The 19964-nt window shown below is 42.7% G+C and carries 17 protein-coding genes; 13 read left to right on the forward strand and 4 right to left on the reverse strand.

Annotated features, from left to right (window positions below; genetic code table 11):
- Nucleotides 1–20 precede the first annotated feature (20 nt).
- A complete protein-coding gene (locus tag ACHZCY_RS02880) occupies nucleotides 21–1007 on the reverse strand; it encodes a sigma-70 family RNA polymerase sigma factor (protein ID WP_205221364.1) in 987 nt (328 codons plus the stop codon).
- 291 nt (nucleotides 1008–1298) lie between these two features.
- Here ACHZCY_RS02880 and lepA point away from each other — a divergent pair, with 291 nt between their 5' ends.
- Complete coding sequence (gene lepA, locus ACHZCY_RS02885; RefSeq protein ID WP_319547765.1) at nucleotides 1299–3092, forward strand: translation elongation factor 4; 1794 nt, start codon at nucleotides 1299–1301, stop codon at nucleotides 3090–3092.
- Nucleotides 3093–3097: 5 nt separating this feature from the next.
- Here the strand turns inward: lepA and yihA are convergent, their stop codons facing one another.
- The 3 genes from yihA to hisI all read right to left on the reverse strand — a co-directional run bounded on the left by yihA (nucleotide 3098) and on the right by hisI (nucleotide 5136).
- A complete protein-coding gene (yihA, locus tag ACHZCY_RS02890; RefSeq protein WP_232370892.1) occupies nucleotides 3098–3715 on the reverse strand; it encodes a ribosome biogenesis GTP-binding protein YihA/YsxC in 618 nt (205 codons plus the stop codon).
- A 12-nt stretch (nucleotides 3716–3727) separates the two neighbouring features.
- Complete coding sequence (gene hisG / locus ACHZCY_RS02895; protein WP_205221366.1) at nucleotides 3728–4600, reverse strand: ATP phosphoribosyltransferase; 873 nt, start codon at nucleotides 4598–4600, stop codon at nucleotides 3728–3730.
- 149 nt (nucleotides 4601–4749) lie between these two features.
- A complete protein-coding gene (gene hisI / locus ACHZCY_RS02900) occupies nucleotides 4750–5136 on the reverse strand; it encodes a phosphoribosyl-AMP cyclohydrolase (RefSeq protein ID WP_369125041.1) in 387 nt (128 codons plus the stop codon).
- Between the two features lie 642 nt (nucleotides 5137–5778).
- On the opposite strand from hisI, the gene ACHZCY_RS02905 reads away from it, so the two are divergent.
- From ACHZCY_RS02905 to leuS, 12 genes are all read left to right on the forward strand, one after another.
- Complete coding sequence (locus tag ACHZCY_RS02905) at nucleotides 5779–6219, forward strand: FKBP-type peptidyl-prolyl cis-trans isomerase (RefSeq protein ID WP_205221368.1); 441 nt, start codon at nucleotides 5779–5781, stop codon at nucleotides 6217–6219.
- A 739-nt stretch (nucleotides 6220–6958) separates the two neighbouring features.
- On the forward strand, nucleotides 6959–9835 hold the full coding sequence (locus ACHZCY_RS02910) for a hybrid sensor histidine kinase/response regulator (protein WP_319547766.1): 2877 nt from the start codon (nucleotides 6959–6961) through the stop codon (nucleotides 9833–9835).
- A gap of 143 nt (nucleotides 9836–9978) precedes the next feature.
- Nucleotides 9979–10449, forward strand: coding sequence for a chemotaxis protein CheW (locus ACHZCY_RS02915; RefSeq protein ID WP_205221371.1), 471 nt, complete (start codon nucleotides 9979–9981; stop codon nucleotides 10447–10449).
- 20 nt (nucleotides 10450–10469) lie between these two features.
- The gene (locus ACHZCY_RS02920; protein WP_319547767.1) at nucleotides 10470–11585 is read left to right on the forward strand and encodes a protein-glutamate methylesterase/protein-glutamine glutaminase; all 1116 of its coding nucleotides are present in this window, start codon (nucleotides 10470–10472) and stop codon (nucleotides 11583–11585) included.
- A gap of 417 nt (nucleotides 11586–12002) precedes the next feature.
- On the forward strand, nucleotides 12003–12839 hold the full coding sequence (locus tag ACHZCY_RS02925) for a CheR family methyltransferase (protein ID WP_205221373.1): 837 nt from the start codon (nucleotides 12003–12005) through the stop codon (nucleotides 12837–12839).
- A 71-nt stretch (nucleotides 12840–12910) separates the two neighbouring features.
- Nucleotides 12911–13309 (forward strand): MazG nucleotide pyrophosphohydrolase domain-containing protein, encoded by a 399-nt coding sequence (locus ACHZCY_RS02930; protein ID WP_232370893.1) that lies wholly within the window; start codon nucleotides 12911–12913, stop codon nucleotides 13307–13309.
- 138 nt (nucleotides 13310–13447) lie between these two features.
- On the forward strand, nucleotides 13448–13912 hold the full coding sequence (gene rpsF / locus ACHZCY_RS02935; RefSeq protein WP_205221374.1) for a 30S ribosomal protein S6: 465 nt from the start codon (nucleotides 13448–13450) through the stop codon (nucleotides 13910–13912).
- Between the two features lie 49 nt (nucleotides 13913–13961).
- Nucleotides 13962–14201, forward strand: coding sequence for a 30S ribosomal protein S18 (gene rpsR, locus ACHZCY_RS02940; RefSeq protein ID WP_205221375.1), 240 nt, complete (start codon nucleotides 13962–13964; stop codon nucleotides 14199–14201).
- A 69-nt stretch (nucleotides 14202–14270) separates the two neighbouring features.
- The gene (locus ACHZCY_RS02945) at nucleotides 14271–15197 is read left to right on the forward strand and encodes a DUF2232 domain-containing protein (RefSeq protein ID WP_232370898.1); all 927 of its coding nucleotides are present in this window, start codon (nucleotides 14271–14273) and stop codon (nucleotides 15195–15197) included.
- Between the two features lie 74 nt (nucleotides 15198–15271).
- Nucleotides 15272–15727, forward strand: a complete 456-nt coding sequence (rplI, locus tag ACHZCY_RS02950) for a 50S ribosomal protein L9 (protein ID WP_319547768.1) — start codon at nucleotides 15272–15274, stop codon at nucleotides 15725–15727.
- 253 nt (nucleotides 15728–15980) lie between these two features.
- Nucleotides 15981–17360, forward strand: coding sequence for a replicative DNA helicase (dnaB, locus tag ACHZCY_RS02955; protein WP_319547769.1), 1380 nt, complete (start codon nucleotides 15981–15983; stop codon nucleotides 17358–17360).
- 82 nt (nucleotides 17361–17442) lie between these two features.
- Nucleotides 17443–19923 (forward strand): leucine--tRNA ligase, encoded by a 2481-nt coding sequence (gene leuS, locus ACHZCY_RS02960; protein WP_319547770.1) that lies wholly within the window; start codon nucleotides 17443–17445, stop codon nucleotides 19921–19923.
- Nucleotides 19924–19964 lie beyond the last annotated feature (41 nt).

Here is a 19964-nt window from a genome sequence, read left to right on the forward strand (position 1 = left end):
AATAGAAAAGAAGGACAGAATTAGGTCGTTTCTTTGATGGGCTTACTGGCGAGAATCATGCTTTCACCGGTAAAAAAATCATGGATGTCGGGCATCTCTTTTTCCAGCTGTTTACGCAGCTTTTTAAGAAGATTTGCTTCAATCTGGCGAACCCTTTCCCGTGAAATATGGAATTCGTCGGCAATGGTCTGCAATGTCTTTGGCTCGTCGCTTAGAAGGCGAGTACGGAGAATAACCTGTTCTTTTTCGTTTAATTTGTCGTTAAGGCCTGCCAGAATTTCCATTAAACGCTCACGCATTTCCTGACTGGCAACAATTTCCTCAATACCGGGACCATCTTGCGGCAGGAAACTCTTTTGTTCATCTTCAGAGTCACTTCGTACTGGTGCTTCAAGAGATACATCCCAATTATCCATTCGCTGCCCCATTTCAATGACTTCGCTTTCTTTGACATTGAGCCTTTCGGCGAGCAGTTTAACCTCTGGTTTAAACCCCTGAGCTTCTAGAAGTTTTTTTTCTTTGTTTAAACTGAAAAATAACTTGCGTTGCGCCTGTGTTGTGCCGATTTTTACCAGGCGCCAGTTGTCCATAATAAATTTAAGAATGTAAGCTCTGATCCAATAGGCGGCATAGTATGAGAATTTTACTCCTCTATAAGGATCAAATTTTTTGGTTGCCTGTACCAACCCTACATTGCCTTCCTGGATAAGATCCATGAAGTTTTGCATCCAGTATTTTTGGAAATCCATGGCAACTTTGACGACGAGTCGTAAGTTTGCAGACACTAGTCTATACGCGGCGTCCGGGTCACCAGTTTCTTGAAAACGAGTAGCCAGGTCCTCTGTTTCCTCGCGACTTAACAACTCATACTGACTAATCTCCTGGAGGTACCTGTGTAATGCAGGATTGCTCAATGCCGGCAGGTTCTCTTCGTTGGAGCTTACCACCAGTGGATGATGCTGTGCGTTATTGGGATCTAGTGAAGCTTTCTCTCGTGATTTAGTCATATATAATAAAAGCGGTAAGGGCTTGGTATTGCGCAACCTATCATGTACTTGCCTTTTAGGCGGCACTTCGTAAAAAGTATTCTTATAATTACTCTGTTACGTTGTGGAGAATGAAGATAATGACAATTAGTGCAATATGCTGTGAATATTTCTTTATAACAACTGTACTATATTAATTAATTTTTTTCACTTTAATATAGTGAGAATTCGCAGAAGAGTTTTTTTTTATCGTAAACTATGCTATTTATAGCCGCTTCTTTTTCAAGTAATCCCTAACCTAACAGATGGCAGATGGATAATATAAGAAATTTCAGCATAATAGCTCATATAGATCATGGCAAGTCCACTCTTGCTGATAGGATAATCCAATATTGTAAGATGGTAACGGATCGCGAGTTTAAAGATCAGTTACTCGACAACATGGACATCGAGCGTGAGCGTGGAATTACCATCAAGTCGCAAACAATATGCCTTCCTTTTACCGCAAGTGACGGCACAGAATACACCTACAACCTTGTCGACACTCCCGGGCATGTTGATTTCAGTTACGAGGTTTCCAGAGCTCTTTCTTCTTGTGAAGGAGCATTGCTGCTGATCGACGCAGCACAAGGTATTGAAGCCCAGACCCTTGCCAACCTGTACCTTGCCATGGAGAATGATCTTGAAATTATCCCCGTGATTAACAAGATAGATCTACCCGCAGCAGAGCCTGAGAAAGTAGCAAAACAGATAGAGGATGATTTAGGCTTGGATGGGGACAGTATCCAGCTCTGTTCAGCTAAGACAGGAGAAGGAGTACAAGAGCTGCTTGAATCCATTGGCCGTATTTTACCGCCCCCAGAGGGTAAAGTAGATGCACCACTGCAGGCCTTGGTTTTTGATGCAAATTACGACCCTTATCGTGGTACGATCATTTCCGTCCGTATCGTTAATGGTACCCTCAAACCAGGTGACCACATCCTTTTCATGTCCAATGAGGCGGAATACAGAGTAGAGGAAATCGGTATCTTCGGCCTTAAGCGAGTTCCGCAAAAAACGCTGAGCGCCGGGCAAATTGGATATATTATCGCTGGGGTAAAAACTGTTTCCGATACGCGCCCAGGTGATACTATTACCCTGACAAATGAACCGTGCGCTACTGCTCTACCTGGATTTCGCGAAGTACAGCAGGTTGTCTTTTCCTCTATCTATCCTATTTCCACAGAGGATTACGAAGACTTGGCCAATGCGCTTGAAAAACTCAAACTCAATGATGCCGCATTGACCTATCAAAAGGATTCTTCTGCCGCTCTAGGGTTTGGTTTTCGTTGCGGTTTTCTTGGGCTGTTGCACCTGGAGGTGGTTCAGGAGAGGCTTGAACGTGAATTTGACATTTCGCTGATTCTCACGGTGCCCACTGTGAAATATATTTTTTACCTTCAGGATGGTTCCGTTGTCAATGTGGATAACCCGGCCTACTTCCCTGATCCAGGTTCAATTTCCAAAATTGAAGAACCTTTTATTAAGGCCACTATCCATATACCCGAGCGTTATATGGGGGCTGTCATGAGCCTTTGTATGGATCGGCGCGGTGAAAATACCAATTATCATTACCCAATGCCTGGGCGGATTGAGTTTACATGTGAACTACCGCTGGCTGAGGTTATATATGATTTTTATGATAAACTGAAATCAGTTACGCAAGGATACGGCTCTTTTGATTATGAGTTGCTTGATTACCGTATTAGTGATCTGGTGAAGTTGGACATTCTTGTCAATGGTGAACAGGTAGACGCCCTCTCTCAGTTAACTCACCGGATCAAAGCACGTGAACGTGGTTTAAATGCCTGTGACAGGCTGCAAGATGAAATTCCTCGCCAGATGTTCAAAATTGCAATCCAAGCTGCTATTGGTGGCAACATTGTCGCACGGAAGAATATCTCAGCACTGAGAAAAGATGTTACTGCAAAGTGCTATGGCGGCGATATATCGAGAAAAAGGAAATTGCTAGAAAAGCAGAAGGCAGGAAAAAAGCGCATGAAAACCGTTGGTAACGTAGAAATTCCACAAAGCGCCTTTTTGGCAGTGCTCAAATCTGAGCAGTAATATTCCTATCCAATTTTGGCGCGCTCGGTAAGCTCCTGTTTGAGCGCGTCAAGCCCCTGTCCTGTTTTTGCAGAAAAAACAATTCTGTCATTCGCAGTAATCGACAATCCCGCATCCAATGCTGCTGCATTTTTTATCTGTCTGTTTTTGGGTAGCTTGTCGGCCTTAGTGTATACGAGCTGGCAGGCAATATCATGGTATCGCAACCAGTCAACAAGATCTCTGTCGAGTTGCTTGAGCTCATGACGAATATCAATAATAACCACAACCACTTTTAGCGGTTCTCTGTTTTCAAGGTAACCGTTAATCAGCGCCAGCCACTGATTTTGTACTTGTTTGGATACCTTGGCAAACCCATAACCGGGAAGGTCGACCAAGTAAAGCTGGTCGTCAATAGTAAAATAATTCAAGCTCTGGGTTTTTCCCGGCTTAGAGCTTGTTTTCACCAAACTTGTTCTGCCAACCAGACGGTTGATCAAACTGGATTTCCCTACATTGGATCTCCCGGCAAAGGCTATTTCAGGATAACCAGTATCCGGCAACTGCTTAAGCGCGAACGCGGAAATAAGAAAAGCAACCTTGTTAAAATTAACCTGTTGTATCATGTCTTGTCTGGTTGGCATTTGCCACTATTTTTAGATAACTTTATTAAGGGTGTACTCAATTATACCCTCTGCCCCTGATTTTTTTAACTGCGGCACCAAATCTCTTACCTGGTGCTCAGAAATGACTGTTTCCACAGAAAACCATTCCTGCTTGTAAAGTTGTGCAATCGTAGGTGCGTTCAGGCTGGGCAAGAGGCTTATGACCGTGTCAAGCTTATCAGCGGCGACGTTCATTTTAAGGCCAACAATCCGGTCTGCGTTAAGTGCCCCCTGGAGCAACATGACCATGCTGTCAATTTTGTCACGTTTCCACGGATCTGCGAGCGCGCTTTTGTTAGCGATCAATTGTACGTTCGATTCCATGAGCTCATGGATAACTCGAAGGCCGTGTGCTCTGATTGTTGATTCTGTTTCAGTTACCTCAACAATAGCATCTGCAAGCCCTGATACCGCCTTTGCCTCAGTTGCCCCCCAGGAAAAGGAAATATCTACATTAAGCCCTTGTTGATCAAAAAATCGGCGGGTGACGTTGACAAGTTCGGTGGATATCCTTTTGCCGTCCAGTTGTTCCACGCTGGTGATATCCGAGTTACCGGGAACTGCGATAACCCACCGTGTTGGTTTTTTGCTGACCTTTGAATAGACTAAATTAGCAACCACCTCCACATCAGAGTCGTTCTCTAATGTCCAGTCTTTTCCAGTTATGCCGGCATCAAGCATTCCTGATTCAACGTATCTCGACATCTCTTGGGGGCGACAGATTGAGCATGACAACTCATCGTCATCTATTTCCGGAAAATAATTTCGGGACATCAACTTGATCTGCCATCCGGATTTTGCGAAAAGTTCTATTGTTGCCTTCTCAAGGCTTCCTTTGGGTATACCTAATTTTAACAAACTCATGTAGTTCCTCGTTTACTTATATTGCGAACCAGAATGTAAGGTACATTCCGGATGATTACTCATGCATATCAATAATTTGCGAACGTCAGCATTGCTTTTTTTCAGTATGGCTTGAATTCCGGCAAAGGAAATTCTTATGCAATATGCTTTTACTTTTTGCCGTATACTTTTTCAGGATCAAACACTTTTTCTTCAGTGATGACGAGCTGTTCTTTATCAACTGTTCTGTAAAAACAGCTTCGATATCCTTTATGGCAGGCAGCTCCCCCGAGTTGTTCGACTTGAAAAACAACTGTGTCCTGGTCGCAGTCTACCCGTACGGCTTTAATGATCTGTACGTGACCAGAAGATTCCCCTTTGAGCCATAGTTTATCCCTGCTGCGACTCCAATAGTGCGCCTTGCCCGTTTCAAGCGTTTTTTGCCAGGCCAGTTGATTAATATATGCAAGCATCAATACTTGACCAGTTTCGTGGTCTTGTACGATTGCAGGAAGTAATCCGTTTTTATCTTTGGAAAAATCTAACTCTATCATAATCTTTTTTTCATGATGCAGTGGTTTGTAGTCATTGTTATTCGACCCTGCGTTTGGTTTTTAAAACAAATACATCAGGAGCAAGTATCTACACCCCCGGCAAAATAAGACTGCCAGGCGTCGACGACTATAAGGCACGAAACCTTGGCCTATTGGTAACAGTATGTTGAATGAAAGGTCAAGGGAGAACAAATGAGTGTTCATTTACTCTTTTGGGAAAAAAACTCCTGATACGTACCACACTCACGGTTGCCCATCAGTTCAGTCAGTGGCAGGTTCAAAAATTTCGGTAGTAAATAGGTAAGCGTAGAATCCGATAGTAGGCTATAGGAGTCTACGCTTACCTATTTACTGCTAAAATACTGAAGAAGATGTTACCGCATGGACTGACCTTTGGTAGACATTTTGTTGATTGTATATCTCATTAACTATAATTGCGTGGGTATGAAGTTAATATTTTTTCATGAAATGATAAAAAATGTTCATGAGAAATCAGGGTTAAAGAGCTCGGCACAGGATATCTATGCCCTCCTGTCGACTTTGTCAACCCTTGACTTGAAGAACTACCACTATTGTCAAACCTATGCAGGATGTTTATGATACAACACAAATTTTAAACCCATTTAATATAAGGAATCAAAAACAATGTGTCCCGTTCAATTTACAGATAGCGTTTTAGTCAGTTATACTGCCTCGTTAGACAGTGGTGAGGTTGTTGAAAGTGTACCGGAATCAAAGCCCATTCCCGTTTCTATCGGTTCGGGTAGAATTTTACAGGCTGTGGAAGCATCCTTACTTGGAATGGAACCCAACGAAACAAGGACTGTGAAAATATTTCCTGAAGATGCGTACGGTCTTTACCATAAAGCCCTTGTTCATGAAGTCCCTCTTGCAACTTTTAGCGATAAAATACAGCCACGTCCCGGAATGATACTTTCTCTTTCCATAGAAAAAGATGGGCAGGAGCAGCAAGTGCCGGCAACCGTTCTCGGCATTAGCAATGAATCTGTAACCATTGATTACAACCATCCGCTTGCGGGCAAAACCATAACCTATGAGGTTAAGCTCCACGCGATTGGTCATTAATTTTTGCAGTCTTCCTGGCCTGTGAAATACGTCTTCTGAAGTCCGAGGATGCTTTCTCCATTGCAGTTACCAATTTTGCAGGCCGGTTTTTCTCCTTGAATGGGTGGCGAGCACTCCTTTTTTGCCTGTTTTTTTTGAACTGGGTGAGTTTTTCAAAATTCCATAGTGTCGCTACTCACCTTCATCACCCCAATGCCTCTTTCAAGTTATCTTCATTATCGCCATTACTGTTAGTCATTTTTCCAACCCAATTGGTATTACTGCTTAAAGAGCGATTACAAAATTAACAATCCGTTTTGCTCTCAAGCAAAAAGTTCTTCCTTCGAGTTAATAGATTTTTCCGCAGCTTCTGCGTTGCAAACCACTTGCGGTGGTTTACTACCGAAGTCTTCGCTACCTGCTGCGCCGCTTGTGCCTTGCCCTGCAAAAAACTTTATTGATAAGAAATCCTGGCGAGATGAAAACTTTGGATGGACCTGAGAGAGCCGACTAACGCGCGATTTTTCAACATAGCTCAGAAGTGTTTAACAGGTGTGGTTTGTTGAGCGAGGTCGACCTGCTTTTTTCTTTTCGTTATTTTTGTACCAGTAAAAAAAAACTGTACAACCCCTTACCGATACGTACAATACAACTATACTTTACCAACAGTGAACACTCAAAACCGTATGTTCAACTGATTTGCCCCTTTGCCTGACAAACCAGGCCGTAAGCATGCTTTAGTCTTGCAGGAGAATTGTTTATGACTTTTGAAGATGACGAAATATTACAAGGTTTTATCGAGGAATCTCTTGAGCATTTAGCTGACATAGAAAACGACCTTCTCGCCATTGAAGAGGGGGGAGCGGATATAGATGTTGATTTGGTCAATAAAGTTTTCCGAGCTGCTCACTCTATTAAAGGTGGCGCAGGGTTTATGGGCCTGACCGCGATCCAGGATTTAGCACATGCAGCAGAAAATGTATTAGGGTTAATCCGCAGTGAGAAGCTTGTCCCGACCCCTGAAATAGTCAATATTTTACTGATGTCTTCCGACCAACTACAACAGCTTATTGAGGATGTGGGTAACAGTAACAAAGCTGACATTTCCCCTAATGTAGATGCCCTGAATATAATCTATGAGCAAGGCGAAGCACCAAAAACAGCGGCCGCTGAATCTTCACCTGCTGTAGAGGAGCAATCACAAGAAGAGGTACCCATTACTCAAAAACATGTCGAAGAAGAAATTGCAGACGCACCCATTGGTGCTGTAAGTGACGAAACTGTATTTAAAGAGGAAGAACCAGCCATACCTGAACCGAATGTCGAAGCAGAGGTAATACCCTCGACTGTAGTCCAGCCTGCCTGTAATAAAGCACAATCAAAAACCGCGACCAAAACCGACACCTCAATCAGGGTGACTGTCAGTCTTCTTGACCAACTTATGAACCTTGCCGGCGAGCTCGTGCTCTCCAGAAACCAACTTCTCCAGACCATCACCTCCGGGGATGTCAGAAGTGCAGAAACTGTTGGCCAACGCATCGACCTGGTCACCTCAGAACTCCAAGAAGCTATAATGCTTACCCGAATGCAGCCCATTGGGAATGTTTTCAATAAATTCCCTCGGGTTGTCAGGGACTTGTCAGGAAAGTTGAATAAACAGATTGACCTGACCATCGTCGGTAAAGATGTTGAGCTTGATAAAACAATCATTGAAGCTATTAATGACCCATTAACACACCTTGTTCGTAACTCAGTTGATCACGGGATTGAATCTCCTCAAGAACGACTTTCTAAAGGAAAGGATGCTAGAGGCTTAATAGTCCTGAAAGCTTATCATGCCGCCGGTCAGGTGGTTATAGAAATCAGTGATGATGGCAAAGGAATTGATGGAGATGTTCTTGCTGAAACGGCTATTAAGAAAGGACTGGTTACCCAGGAACAAACCAATGTGATGTCCGAAAAGGAGCGTATTAACCTGATTCTCCTTCCTGGATTTTCCACAGCTGAAAAGGTAACCGACGTCTCTGGCCGTGGCGTGGGGATGGATGTAGTAAAAACCAATCTAGATCAACTTGGTGGTTCAATAGAGATTGAATCAGACGTTGGCAAGGGTTCCACCATTAGCATTAAGCTCCCCCTCACTTTGGCGATAATCCCTTGCCAGATTATTATGACAGGTGGTGAACGCTATGCCATTCCCCAGGTAAATCTGGAGGAGTTGCTCCGTATTCCGGCATCAAAGATTGCAGAGCGTATAGAAAAGGTTGGTAATGCGGAAGTTGTACGTCTGCGAGGGAATCTTTTGCCCCTTATCCGCATGTCGGATGTGTTCGACATAGAACGTACTTACTTTGATCCTGTTAAAGAAGTCACAGTTACAGATCGAAGAAAGAACTTAGCTGACCGAAGAACAGGGAGGTTGTTAGCTGAACATGCTCATGATATTGAAAAAAATACATCAGAAGACGACAGCAACGACTTGAAAGAGAAAAGGACAACCGACCGGCGCCAAGGCCCTGCAAGTGCGCTGAATATTGTTGTTGTCTCTACTGGAGCGATGAAATATGGACTTATTGTTGATCGCCTTCATGACTCAGAAGAAATTGTCATTAAACCTTTAGGTAGGCATCTTCAGCAATGTAAAGGGTATGCAGGTGCAACTATAATGGGTGATGGTAGAATCGCTCTGATTTTAGATGTAAATAGTATCGCATCAATGGCAGGGTTGACTTCTCTTGAAGGATCGGAAAGAGCTCGCCAACTTTCTGAGGCTAACAAAGAGGCTATTACCAAGTCAAAAGACCGGCAAGCCTTACTCACTTTTTCCAGTTCGCCGCAGGAAAATTTTGGTGTCCCATTGAATCAGGTTGAACGGGTTGAAAAAATCAAATCAACCGACGTCGAAGATGTCGGAGGCCGCAGGGTCATGCAGTATCGTGGAGGCAGCTTGCCTCTCATAAGTATAGATGAAGTGGCCATGGTACAGCCGCTGGATGTCCAGGACAACTATCTGGTCATTGTCTTTCATTTGGCAGGAAAAGACATTGGGCTTTTAGCTACCGGCCCAATCGATGCCGTCGAAATATCGTCAGATATTGATGATGTCACCCTCAAACAGACAGGGATAATGGGATCTGCTATTATCGATGGTAATACCACCATGTTGATTGATATTTTTGAAATAGTGCAAACTATCAATCCCCAATGGTTTGAGGATATTACCCTGGAAGATCGTTTTGGTACAGAAATCGAAGCGCCCACAATCCTGATAGTTGAAGACTCCAATTTTTTCAGAAACCAGGTAAAGGGGTATCTCGAAGAAGCCGGCTTTAATGTACTTGAAGGTGAAGATGGTGTTGAGGGGTGGCATATCATCGAAGAGCAACATGACGAAATTACATTGGTTGTTACAGATATAGAAATGCCGAATATGGATGGTTTTGAACTTACTGAAAAAATAAAGCAGCATCCGGAATACAGTGTGTTGCCTGTTATTGCGCTTACCACACTGGCTGCTCAAGAAGATGTCGAGCGAGGTGAGGCTGTTGGCGTCAATGAATACCATATAAAACTCGATAAAGAACGGCTTATGGAAAGTGTCCATAAATATGCCCAGCCGAAAAAGGCTACTCATTGATAGGCTAAAATAATGGCATATGCGTTTTTTATGCTCTTTACTGGGCACCTGGCTCTTTGTGGACCATTATTTCCGGCACATTGTTGACAAGGTCAATGGGATTCGCATCAAAAGATCATTTACCTCTTTGGAGATTTTAAATAATGAAACCATCATCTCAATCCAACAAAACTATGATAGAACTTGCCACTTTTCATGTGGGTGACGCCTTATGTGGAATGGATATCCTGAAAGTTCAGGAAATAAATAAAATCATGGAGATGACCATAGTTCCGCAATCCCCTGACTATGTGCAGGGTATCTTGAATCTTCGAGGTCAGATCGTCACGATTATTGATCTTGGGAAAAAACTTGGGCTTGGTCAAACTGATTTGGGTAGCGATCCTCGAAATATCATAGTCAATGCTCCTGGAGAATACGTAGGGCTGTTAGTAAACAAACTAAGTGATGTGGTGGCGGCAGAGCCTGACAAGATAGAGCCGGCGCCAGCCAACATGAGTGGAATACAAGGCAGTTTTTTTACAGGCGTTTACAAAACCGAAAATAAGCTTATTGGGGTGCTTGATATCAAAGAAGTACTTCGTATGGATACAGAAAACATTAATCGTGTGTAATTAATTTGCTAAAAACAAAAATGTTAACAAGAAAAACCAAGGTCCTGGTTGTTGACGACACCATAGTATATCGTAAGGCTGTGAGTGATGTCCTTAAAGAAATACCTGGAGTTGAAGTGGTAGGCGTCGCACACAATGGAAAAATAGCTGTCTCTAAGATAAAGAGTCTCAAGCCTGACTTGTTAACGCTTGATATAGAAATGCCGGAGATGAACGGGCTGGAGGTTCTTCAATATTTACAAAAACATGCTCCTGATATTTCTGCAATCATGGTTTCAACGTTGACCAGCGAAGGTGGCAACATGACGATGAAGGCTCTTGAGCTTGGTGCCTATGATTTTATTCTTAAGCCAAACACCTCAAATATCGCAGAAAGTAAAAAATATTTAAAGGAAAACCTCGCCCCTTTAATAAAGGCCTTTGTCACCGGGCGCACAGCTATTGGTCAAATGGGGACGAACCGCTTAGTAAAAAAACAATCGCTTAAAGCAAAACCTGCTGTACAGACAAAAAACAAAAGTACCGTACCTGGAAGACCTGGTCAACGTGTACCGCATAATAGTTCAGAAATAATTGCTATTGGTATATCAACGGGTGGCCCTAATGCACTCGCACGGATGATGCCGATGCTACCGGCAAACATAGGGGTACCTATTGTTATAGTACAGCATATGCCCCCTGTTTTTACCAAATCACTTGCTGCCAGTTTAAATAAGAAATGCCGGATAACAGTTAAGGAAGCTGAAAATGGAGAAGCACTTGCTGCAAATGTGGCCTATATTGCTCCAGGCGGCAAGCAAATGAAATTAGTAGCTGCGGCTGATGGTGTTAATCGCCTGGTGAAGATAACAGATGATCCGCCCGAAAACTCATGTAAACCATCCGTGGACTATCTGTTTCGTTCTGTTGGAGATTTTTATGTTGGTAGGGCAACGGCTGTAATCATGACAGGAATGGGGTCAGACGGTACTAAGGGCCTACAGGTGCTCAACCAAAAGAATGCCTATATAATCGGCCAGAATGAAATGTCGTGTGTTGTTTACGGTATGCCCAAAGCCCCTGCTGAACTTGGTCTGTTAGACAGTGTGGTACCGCTTGATAAAATTGCAGGTGAGATTCTTAACTCACTTAAATAAACGTGAGGTTGATCCATCACGAAGAGGGCGTGAGGGATCTTAGCTCAATTTAGTTACAAATTCTTTGACGGCTATGGCGATTATCTTTGTACGCCTTTATTGAAAAAAAGAGTAACTGTTCAGCAGCAATCCAACGCTTTAGGATCTGCCCGTTCAACATATCGACGAATGGTTGATCAGTCGGCTTGTGAACATTTGGAGCACTGCTGAATAGTTATAATTTGGGGTCGAGTGATAGCGTTTTGATCTTCGCTGAATGATCACGAAAAAGATGTATAGAAGTAATGAGCGCAGTAAAGGTAAATGCTTGAAATTCGTGCCGTAAGGAAAATTTAAGTTAGAATATCTTTTTAGGTGGTGTCTCTGGCTTGTCCTAAGCCTGAGAAAAAGCTGTATAAATTAAAACTGTTAGGCCGAATGCTAAAAATTACAACAGCAGAAACAAAATTATTTTCACAATATATTAAGGACATTTCAGGCATCCACCTTGATGAGTCTAAAAAATATCTTCTTGAAACCCGCCTAAATGCTATCGCTGAAGAATTTCGTTGTTCCAATTATCACGAACTTTATAATAAATCAAAAAGCGAGCCTGCTAAACTTATTGAAAAAAAAATTATTGATGCGATTTCAACTAATGAGACTCTGTTTTTCAGAGATAACAGCCCGTTTGAGCTGTTGCGGCATAAAATTTTGCCGGAATTAGTAGACAAGCGGTCGCAGAAAAATCCCAGAATAAAAACACCACTTCGAATATGGAGTGCAGCTTGTTCTACTGGCCAGGAAATTTATTCTGTTGCGATTGTGATGCAGGAATTGTTAGGTGATCTGTCCAGGTACTCCGTAAAACTTTTAGGAACAGATATTTCCGACGCCGCGATTGCTCAAGCAAGCGCTGGTAGATATAATAAATTTGAAATAGAGAGGGGCTTAGCCAAAGATAAGCTCAACCGATATTTTTCTCCTGCAGGAGGTAGTTGGAAAATAAAAGATGAGATTCGAGCAATGGCTAATTTTCGAAAAATTAATCTGATGCAGCCTTTTACGGGCATGGGTAAATTTGATATAATTTTATGTCGCAATGTGGCTATCTATTTTACCCCTGAAGACAGGAAAAAGCTTTTCAATAAACTTGCCCAAAATTTAGAGCCCGACGGGTACCTTATCATTGGTTCCACCGAATCTCTCACCGGAATCAGCCCGCGTTTCATCCCCAAAAGGCATATGCGATCCATTTTTTATGAGCTGAAATAATTCGGACTCAGCGTAGTTCACTCTTCCTTGTTTTTTTCTTATTTTAACCTACTTCTTTTAGGTAAAATCCCTTGAATGTCGAAAATACAGATATTGGCAAAGAACTTTCCCGTCTCGTCGAAATTATAGCAACTTTAAGAGGTGATAATGGATGCCCTTGGGACAAGCGGCAAACACCATTGTCATTTAAAAAATATTTAATAGAGGAATGCAAAGAGCTCATCGACGCAATCGAAGCTGATGACACCGATAATGTCAGCGAAGAAATTGGTGACATGTATTTTGTTATTACCATGTTATCCGCGATGTATGCAGAAAAGAAAAAATTTTCGGTCTTAGCTCCCCTTCTTGCTATTAATCAGAAAATGATTCGTCGGCATCCTCATGTTTTTGCGGGCGGTGAATGCAAAGATGACGAGCAATTACGACTTCAGTGGGAGAAAATAAAAAAACAGGAAAAAACAGGATAAAGACAGAGAATATGACTAGCTGGATTCTCTCTTGACTGCGTCTCTTTTTTTTTGTAGATTGTCCCGTTCATCACACTAACCTTCTCGCTCTCATCATCCAGATAGAAGCGAGGGCCACTATGACCACGAGGAGGAATCATGCGTCATTACGAAACCACCTATATTCTGCGCCCTAATATCGGTGAAGAACAATTCACTGAAATTATTGACAGAACAAATGCCCTTATCACTAATGATGGCGGAACAATTATTTCCGTAGATCGTTGGGGCATGAAAAAACTCGCCTATGAAATCAAAAAGGAAGTTCAGGGGTATTATGTTTATGTGAACTATGCGGCTCCTGGGCACACAATTGAAGAGCTTGAACGTATTTTTAGGATTGATGATCGTTTACTTCGTTTCCTAACGATCAAGCTCAATGAATCAATGGATGAGGCTGCTATTACTCTTGAAAAAGAAAAAATAGCTGCGCAGGCTGCAGCTCTAGAAGCTGCCGAAGCTGAAGAAAGCGAAGAAGAATCTGCCCCTGTCGAGACTAAAACTGCAGATGTTGTAGAAGAAAAAGCCGCAACAACAGCAGAAGAACCGACAGAAGAAGCATAAGAAAATTTATTTATCCAGTTAAAGGATTCACATAGAGGAGATTATCCCCATGGCCCCACCTAGAAAAGTCTTTTCTCGTCGTCGTGTATGCAGATTTTGCACAGATAAAGAAATCATTATAGATTATCGCGACCCAAAAACTCTGCGAAATTTCGTAACCGAACGCGGTAAAATTATACCTCGACGTATTTACGGTACTTGCGCCAGTCATCAGCGTCAATTGACCGAGGCTGTTAAGCGGGCAAGACAACTCGCACTTCTGCCGTATACTGGTTCAACTCAATTTTAAGCGTTTTAGGCTTGCAAAAAAGTGATAAAGGAGGAAGGACCATTTAGACGTGCCTCAATTTTAAAATACATGCTGCTGACGGCAGCTGTATTTTTTTTGCCATCTTTCTTCCCTCTTTTACTTGGGTGGTCACAAGGTGTATTGAGCATTCCGGTATTTCTGATTTTTTGCTTTTTGGGTCCTAAAAACGGCTTGAAATTTTTGAGAAATAGCCTGCTCCTCGCTGGAGCGGGCTTGATCATTGCTCAACGCATTGAGATATTTCTTTTTTCACTCACATTTATTCCACTGGGGTACACGCTCTACCAAGGCATGATCGCAGAGGAAAACGCTGTAGTTACAGGCGTTAAAGGAATCGTAACACAAGGTGGTAGCTGGATAATCTTCTGGATTATCTGTAGTTTGATAACCTCGGAAAATTTGTACACGCAGTTGGTCACCATGCTCGATGCCGGCTTTGCGCAAGCATACGTGGTATACAGCAAGCAGCCCGATATTTCGGCTGAGGTGCTTTACGCCCTGCAAATAGCCATTGAAGAAGTGCGCAGGGTCATTCCTCGTATACTTCCTGGTATATTAGGTTGTATGGTGATTGCTACAGTTTGGTTTAATCTGGTTATTAGCAACATTCTAGCTAAAAAAATGCAGCTCACCGAGAAAGGATGGGGCAAATATACAGCATGGTCTTTACCGGAGCAGCTAGTTTGGTTGCCCATATCTGTAGTCGTTGCCATGCTTGTAGGAAGCGGAGCAATAAAGGATACAGCTATATGTCTCCTGCTGGTGAGCGTTTTGCTCTATTTTTTTCAAGGGTTGGCCGTTTTTATCCACCTGCTGGACAAATGGAACGTTCCCGGCTTTTTCAGGCTTGCTCTATACTTTATACTTATTATACAGAGTTATGGTCTGATTTTTCTTGCTATATTAGGCTTTGCTGATGTGTGGCTTAATTTTAGAAAACTTCCGGGTAGTGTTACCGATCACACAGATAAATAAACAAAGTTATCATTATCGCCAAAAGGCAATATATCGTTGATAAACGAACCAAAATACATGTAGAGGGTTCACTCATGGAAATCATACTTAAAGAAACAATAGATACCCTTGGTCAGGAAGGCGAAATAGTTAAGGTAAAAGATGGATATGCCAGAAATTACCTGATTCCGCAGAAAAAAGCAGTAATTGTTAATAAAACTGCGCTCGCACTGTTAGAGAAAGAAAAACAGGCAATTGAAGCACGACTTGCTCAGCAACAAAAAGATGCTGAAAAAATGACGGCACAACTTGCTGACAAGGTAATTACCATCACCAAGCGTGTTGGTGACGAAGATCGCCTTTTCGGCTCAGTAACCAATAGCGATATTGTTGCTGGACTTGAAGGAATGGGAGTAAGCGTGGATAAAAAAAGCATTGTCCTCAAAGAACCCATTAAACAACTGGGAGAGTACAAAATCCCTGTAAAAGTCGGTTTTCAGGCCATTGCTGAGATTGCTGTTCAGGTTATTCCGGAAACCCTTGCGGAATAATCCTTTTTTATCTCACTCTCAGCTGTTTCGCGTTTTTGAGTAGCTCTTAATTGGGTAGAGCTCCTCTTTTTCGTTGAATAAATAGTTTATTTATTTTTATAGTTTTTTTTGTAAAAAATAAATATTATAGGTCACCACAGTGCCTTTTCTGATACCAGAAAAGGCACTTGTAATTTGGGCGTGCATAAATATGCAATGACAGTATAGTTGTTGCTAACGTCTTCGTATTATCCCATAGCATCTGTTTCAAGGCATGGAAATGCAACAAGCAACAGCTCCGCCCCTCACCATACTTCCTAAAATGCTTCCTCCGCAGAACATTGAAGCTGAACAGGCTGTTCTTGGTACTATTCTCATTCAAGATAAATCATTACTTCAGGTCGCAGAAATTATCGACCCTGAAGATTTTTATAAAAATGCGCATAAAATTATTTATGCAGCAATGGTATCACTTTTCGAAAAGAGCGAACCACACGATCTTATAACCGTTACGGGGCTGCTCAACGATCAAAATAAACTTGAAAAGGCTGGTGGCGCCGGCTACATAGCTTCTTTAACCGATATCATCCCCTTTACCGGTACTCTTGTTCATCACGCCAATATTATCAGAAAAAAATCTGTATTACGGCGACTCATTCAGACGACTTCCGAGGTGGCTGCACGTTGCTATGATGCGCAGGATGATATTGAAACGCTGGTAGACGAAGCTGAAAAGACTATTTTTGAAATTGCCCAGTCCAAAAAAGGACAGGGATTTCAGCCAATGGCCAACATTGTTCCAAAAGCCTTTGACAGAATTACCAAGCTTTATGACCGTCAAGAACTCATCACCGGAGTTGCCACCGGCTATGATGAACTGGACAAAATGACTGCAGGATTTCAGTCATCTGACATGATAGTTCTTGCTGCTCGTCCTTCCATGGGTAAAACAGCCCTGGCAATGAACATTGTTCAGCATGCTGCACTTATTGAAAAAGTACCTGTAGCTGTTTTCAGTCTTGAAATGTCTATGGAGTCCCTAGCCTTACGAATGTTGTGTTCTTTAGGGCGCATTGACTCGCAAAGAATGAGGACAGGCAAACTCCTAGAGACAGATTGGCCCAAGTTGACCCGTGCTACTGGTATGCTAGCCGACGCTCCCATCTATATAGATGATACTGCAGGGCTCACCGTACTTGAAATGCGAGCCAAAGCGAGGCGACTAAAATCAGAAGATAATATCGGAATGGTAGTTGTAGATTATCTCCAACTCATGCAAGGGAAAAGTGGTATTGAAAACAGAGCCCAGGAGATATCTGATATTTCAAGGTCGTTAAAGGGGATGGCCAAAGAACTTGATGTCCCTGTGGTTGCTCTCTCGCAGTTGAACCGGAGCTTGGAAAGCCGTACCGATAAAAGACCACAACTCTCAGATTTACGTGAATCCGGAGCCATCGAACAGGATGCTGATGTTATCATGTTTATCTACCGTGACGAGGTCTATAATAAGGCTGAAGATAATCCCAACAGAGGTTTGGCTGAGGTTATAGTCGGTAAACAGAGAAATGGCCCAACCGGAATTATTAAACTTACCTTCCTTGGAGAGTTTACTACATTTGAAAATTACACTACCCTTGCTCCACCTCTTACATAATAGCTTTTCAAGAGTTGGTTCGAATAGGGAAACATATAGGTTTTCGTAACCAGAATATTCAATTCATTACCGGCAACTGATTATGCAGCAGACAAACGAAAAATATGATTTTCAAGCCATCGAGAGCAGGTGGCAACAGCAATGGGATAAACTTGCGCCATACAAGGTTACTCATGAAAGTAACCAGAAAAAATATTATGTATTGGAAATGTTTCCCTACCCTTCTGGTCGTATTCATATGGGGCATGTACGCAACTACACAATAGGCGATGTTATCGCCAGGTACAAAAGGCTTCAGGGATATAACGTTATTCATCCCATGGGGTGGGACGCTTTTGGACTGCCCGCTGAAAATGCTGCCATGAAAAGAGGTGTGCACCCTGCTGCCTGGACTTACGAAAATATTGATTACATGCGTGAGCAACTTAAAGCCCTTGGACTCAGTTACGATTGGGATCGGGAACTTGCCACATGCAATCCCAAGTATTATCGATGGGAACAACAATTGTTTCTTGAAATGCTTGAGAAAGGTCTGGTGTACCGAAAAGAAACCACGGTAAACTGGTGTAATGATTGTCAGACCGTCCTTGCACGGGAACAAGTTATTGATGGACTTTGCTGGCGCTGCGATCAGCCTGTATTGCCTAAAACAATGTATGGGTGGTTTTTTAAAATTACCGAGTATGCTGATGAACTCCTAGAAGACCTTGATTCACTGACCGGGTGGCCTGATAAAGTTGCAACCATGCAGCGTAACTGGATTGGCAAAAGTACAGGTCTTGCCTGCGATTTTCAGGTGGATGGAGTAGATGCTGTTGTTTCTATATTTACTACGCGGCCAGACACGATTTACGGAGTCACCTTTATGTCTTTGGCTGTTGAGCACCCCTTAATCGAAGAACTCATCTCCGGAGAACAGCAGCAAGACGCTGTAAAAGAATTTATAGAATCAACTCTTATTGAAAAACAACGGGCAAGTGCAGATCAGGAGCCTGAAAAGAAAGGTGTTTTTACAGGGAAATACTGTATTAACCCTTTTAATGGTGATCGCATCCCCATTTACGTGGCCAACTTTGTTTTGATGGAATACGGTACTGGTGCCGTCATGGCCGTACCTGCCCATGATCAGAGGGATTTTGAATTTGCCCAAAAATATGACTTGCCCATAAGGGTTGTCATTCAACCTGAAAACGAATCCCTTTCCGGTGACAGCCTTGAAGCTGCTTATGACCAACCAGGGCATCTCGTTGATTCCGGCGAATTTACCGGACTCGATTCATCTGCGGCGAGAAAAGCAATTATTGATCACGCGGTTAATAATCAGTTTGGTCAGCCGCACATAACCTATCGTCTTCGAGATTGGGGGATTTCCAGGCAACGATACTGGGGAGCACCGATTCCAGTTATTCATTGTGACCAGTGCGGAGTTGTTCCAGTTTCTAAAGAAGACTTACCTGTTGTTTTGCCCGGCGCTGACAAAGCAGGTGGCGAGCACACTCCGTTGCACCAGCAGGAAGCATTTTATACAACCAAGTGTCCCAAGTGCGGCAAAGCTGCACAAAGGGAAACAGATACCATGGATACCTTTGTTGAGTCATCATGGTATTTTATCAGGTACACAAATCCCGGCTATCTTGACGGACCCATTGACCCTGATGCTGCCAAGTACTGGATGGCGGTTGATCAGTACATCGGTGGAGTTGAACACGCCATCCTCCATCTGCTTTATTCTCGTTTTTTCACGAAAGTACTCCGAGACCTTGGCTACGTTACCATCGATGAACCATTTACCAACCTTTTAACGCAGGGGATGGTTATTAAAGATGGTGCAAAGATGTCCAAATCCAAAGGGAATGTAGTTGATCCCAATGATCTTATTGAAAAATTTGGTGCAGATACTGTCCGTCTCTTTTCTCTGTTTGCAGCACCTCCGGAGAGAGACCTTGAATGGAATGCCCAGGGTGTAGAGGGCTCCTCACGATTTCTTAATCGAGTGTACCGGTTGATACAGCAGAATGTGGGCGCTTTTAACGATGATAGCACCATTTCTTCCGGCAAACTCAATGAGGCGTCAAGAGAGTTGCATCGGAAAACACACCAGACCATTCGCAGGGTTACGGAAAGTATTGAATCGAATTTTCATTTTAATACTGCGATTTCCGGAGTGATGGAGCTAGTTAACACTACAACGGGAGTACTCGGAGGAAAACAGGAGGTTGATCAACCTGTACTCAAGCAGGCACTTGAGACCATTATAGTGCTGCTTTTTCCTATGGTGCCTCATTTTTGTGAAGAATTATGGCAGGCTACCAATCACCCTCAAACCCTTGACCAGGCTTCATGGCCAGAGTTTGATGCTGAAGCCGCTAAAGAGGAAGAACTCACCATTGTCGTCCAAATAAACGGCAAGGTTCGTGCCAAACTTCAGGTTGCTTCAGATATTAGTGATGATGATATTCAAGCTATTGCGCTTGCCAATGAAAAAGTTCTCAAGTTCATGCAGGACAGTACACCCAAGAAAGTTATTGTAGTTAAAAAGAAACTTGTTAATATTGTATTATAATTTACTACAGTTACGAAATAACAATAATTATTATAGACTGA

It is taken from the genome of Desulfogranum marinum (assembly GCF_963675105.2).
Lineage (GTDB): Bacteria > Desulfobacterota > Desulfobulbia > Desulfobulbales > Desulfobulbaceae > Desulfogranum > Desulfogranum marinum.

Coding starts and splice junctions, on each gene's coding strand:
- dnaB (WP_319547769.1), top strand. CDS start 15,981: ATGGAAATGCAACAAGCAACAGCTCCGCCCCTCACCATACTTCCTAAA.
- leuS (WP_319547770.1), top strand. CDS start 17,443: ATGCAGCAGACAAACGAAAAATATGATTTTCAAGCCATCGAGAGCAGG.
- ACHZCY_RS02945 (WP_232370898.1), top strand. CDS start 14,271: ATGCTGCTGACGGCAGCTGTATTTTTTTTGCCATCTTTCTTCCCTCTT.
- ACHZCY_RS02880 (WP_205221364.1), bottom strand. CDS start 1,007: ATGACTAAATCACGAGAGAAAGCTTCACTAGATCCCAATAACGCACAG.
- lepA (WP_319547765.1), top strand. CDS start 1,299: ATGGATAATATAAGAAATTTCAGCATAATAGCTCATATAGATCATGGC.
- rplI (WP_319547768.1), top strand. CDS start 15,272: ATGGAAATCATACTTAAAGAAACAATAGATACCCTTGGTCAGGAAGGC.
- rpsR (WP_205221375.1), top strand. CDS start 13,962: ATGGCCCCACCTAGAAAAGTCTTTTCTCGTCGTCGTGTATGCAGATTT.
- ACHZCY_RS02905 (WP_205221368.1), top strand. CDS start 5,779: ATGTGTCCCGTTCAATTTACAGATAGCGTTTTAGTCAGTTATACTGCC.
- hisG (WP_205221366.1), bottom strand. CDS start 4,600: ATGAGTTTGTTAAAATTAGGTATACCCAAAGGAAGCCTTGAGAAGGCA.
- ACHZCY_RS02910 (WP_319547766.1), top strand. CDS start 6,959: ATGACTTTTGAAGATGACGAAATATTACAAGGTTTTATCGAGGAATCT.
- yihA (WP_232370892.1), bottom strand. CDS start 3,715: ATGCCAACCAGACAAGACATGATACAACAGGTTAATTTTAACAAGGTT.
- rpsF (WP_205221374.1), top strand. CDS start 13,448: ATGCGTCATTACGAAACCACCTATATTCTGCGCCCTAATATCGGTGAA.
- ACHZCY_RS02920 (WP_319547767.1), top strand. CDS start 10,470: ATGTTAACAAGAAAAACCAAGGTCCTGGTTGTTGACGACACCATAGTA.
- ACHZCY_RS02915 (WP_205221371.1), top strand. CDS start 9,979: ATGAAACCATCATCTCAATCCAACAAAACTATGATAGAACTTGCCACT.
- ACHZCY_RS02925 (WP_205221373.1), top strand. CDS start 12,003: ATGCTAAAAATTACAACAGCAGAAACAAAATTATTTTCACAATATATT.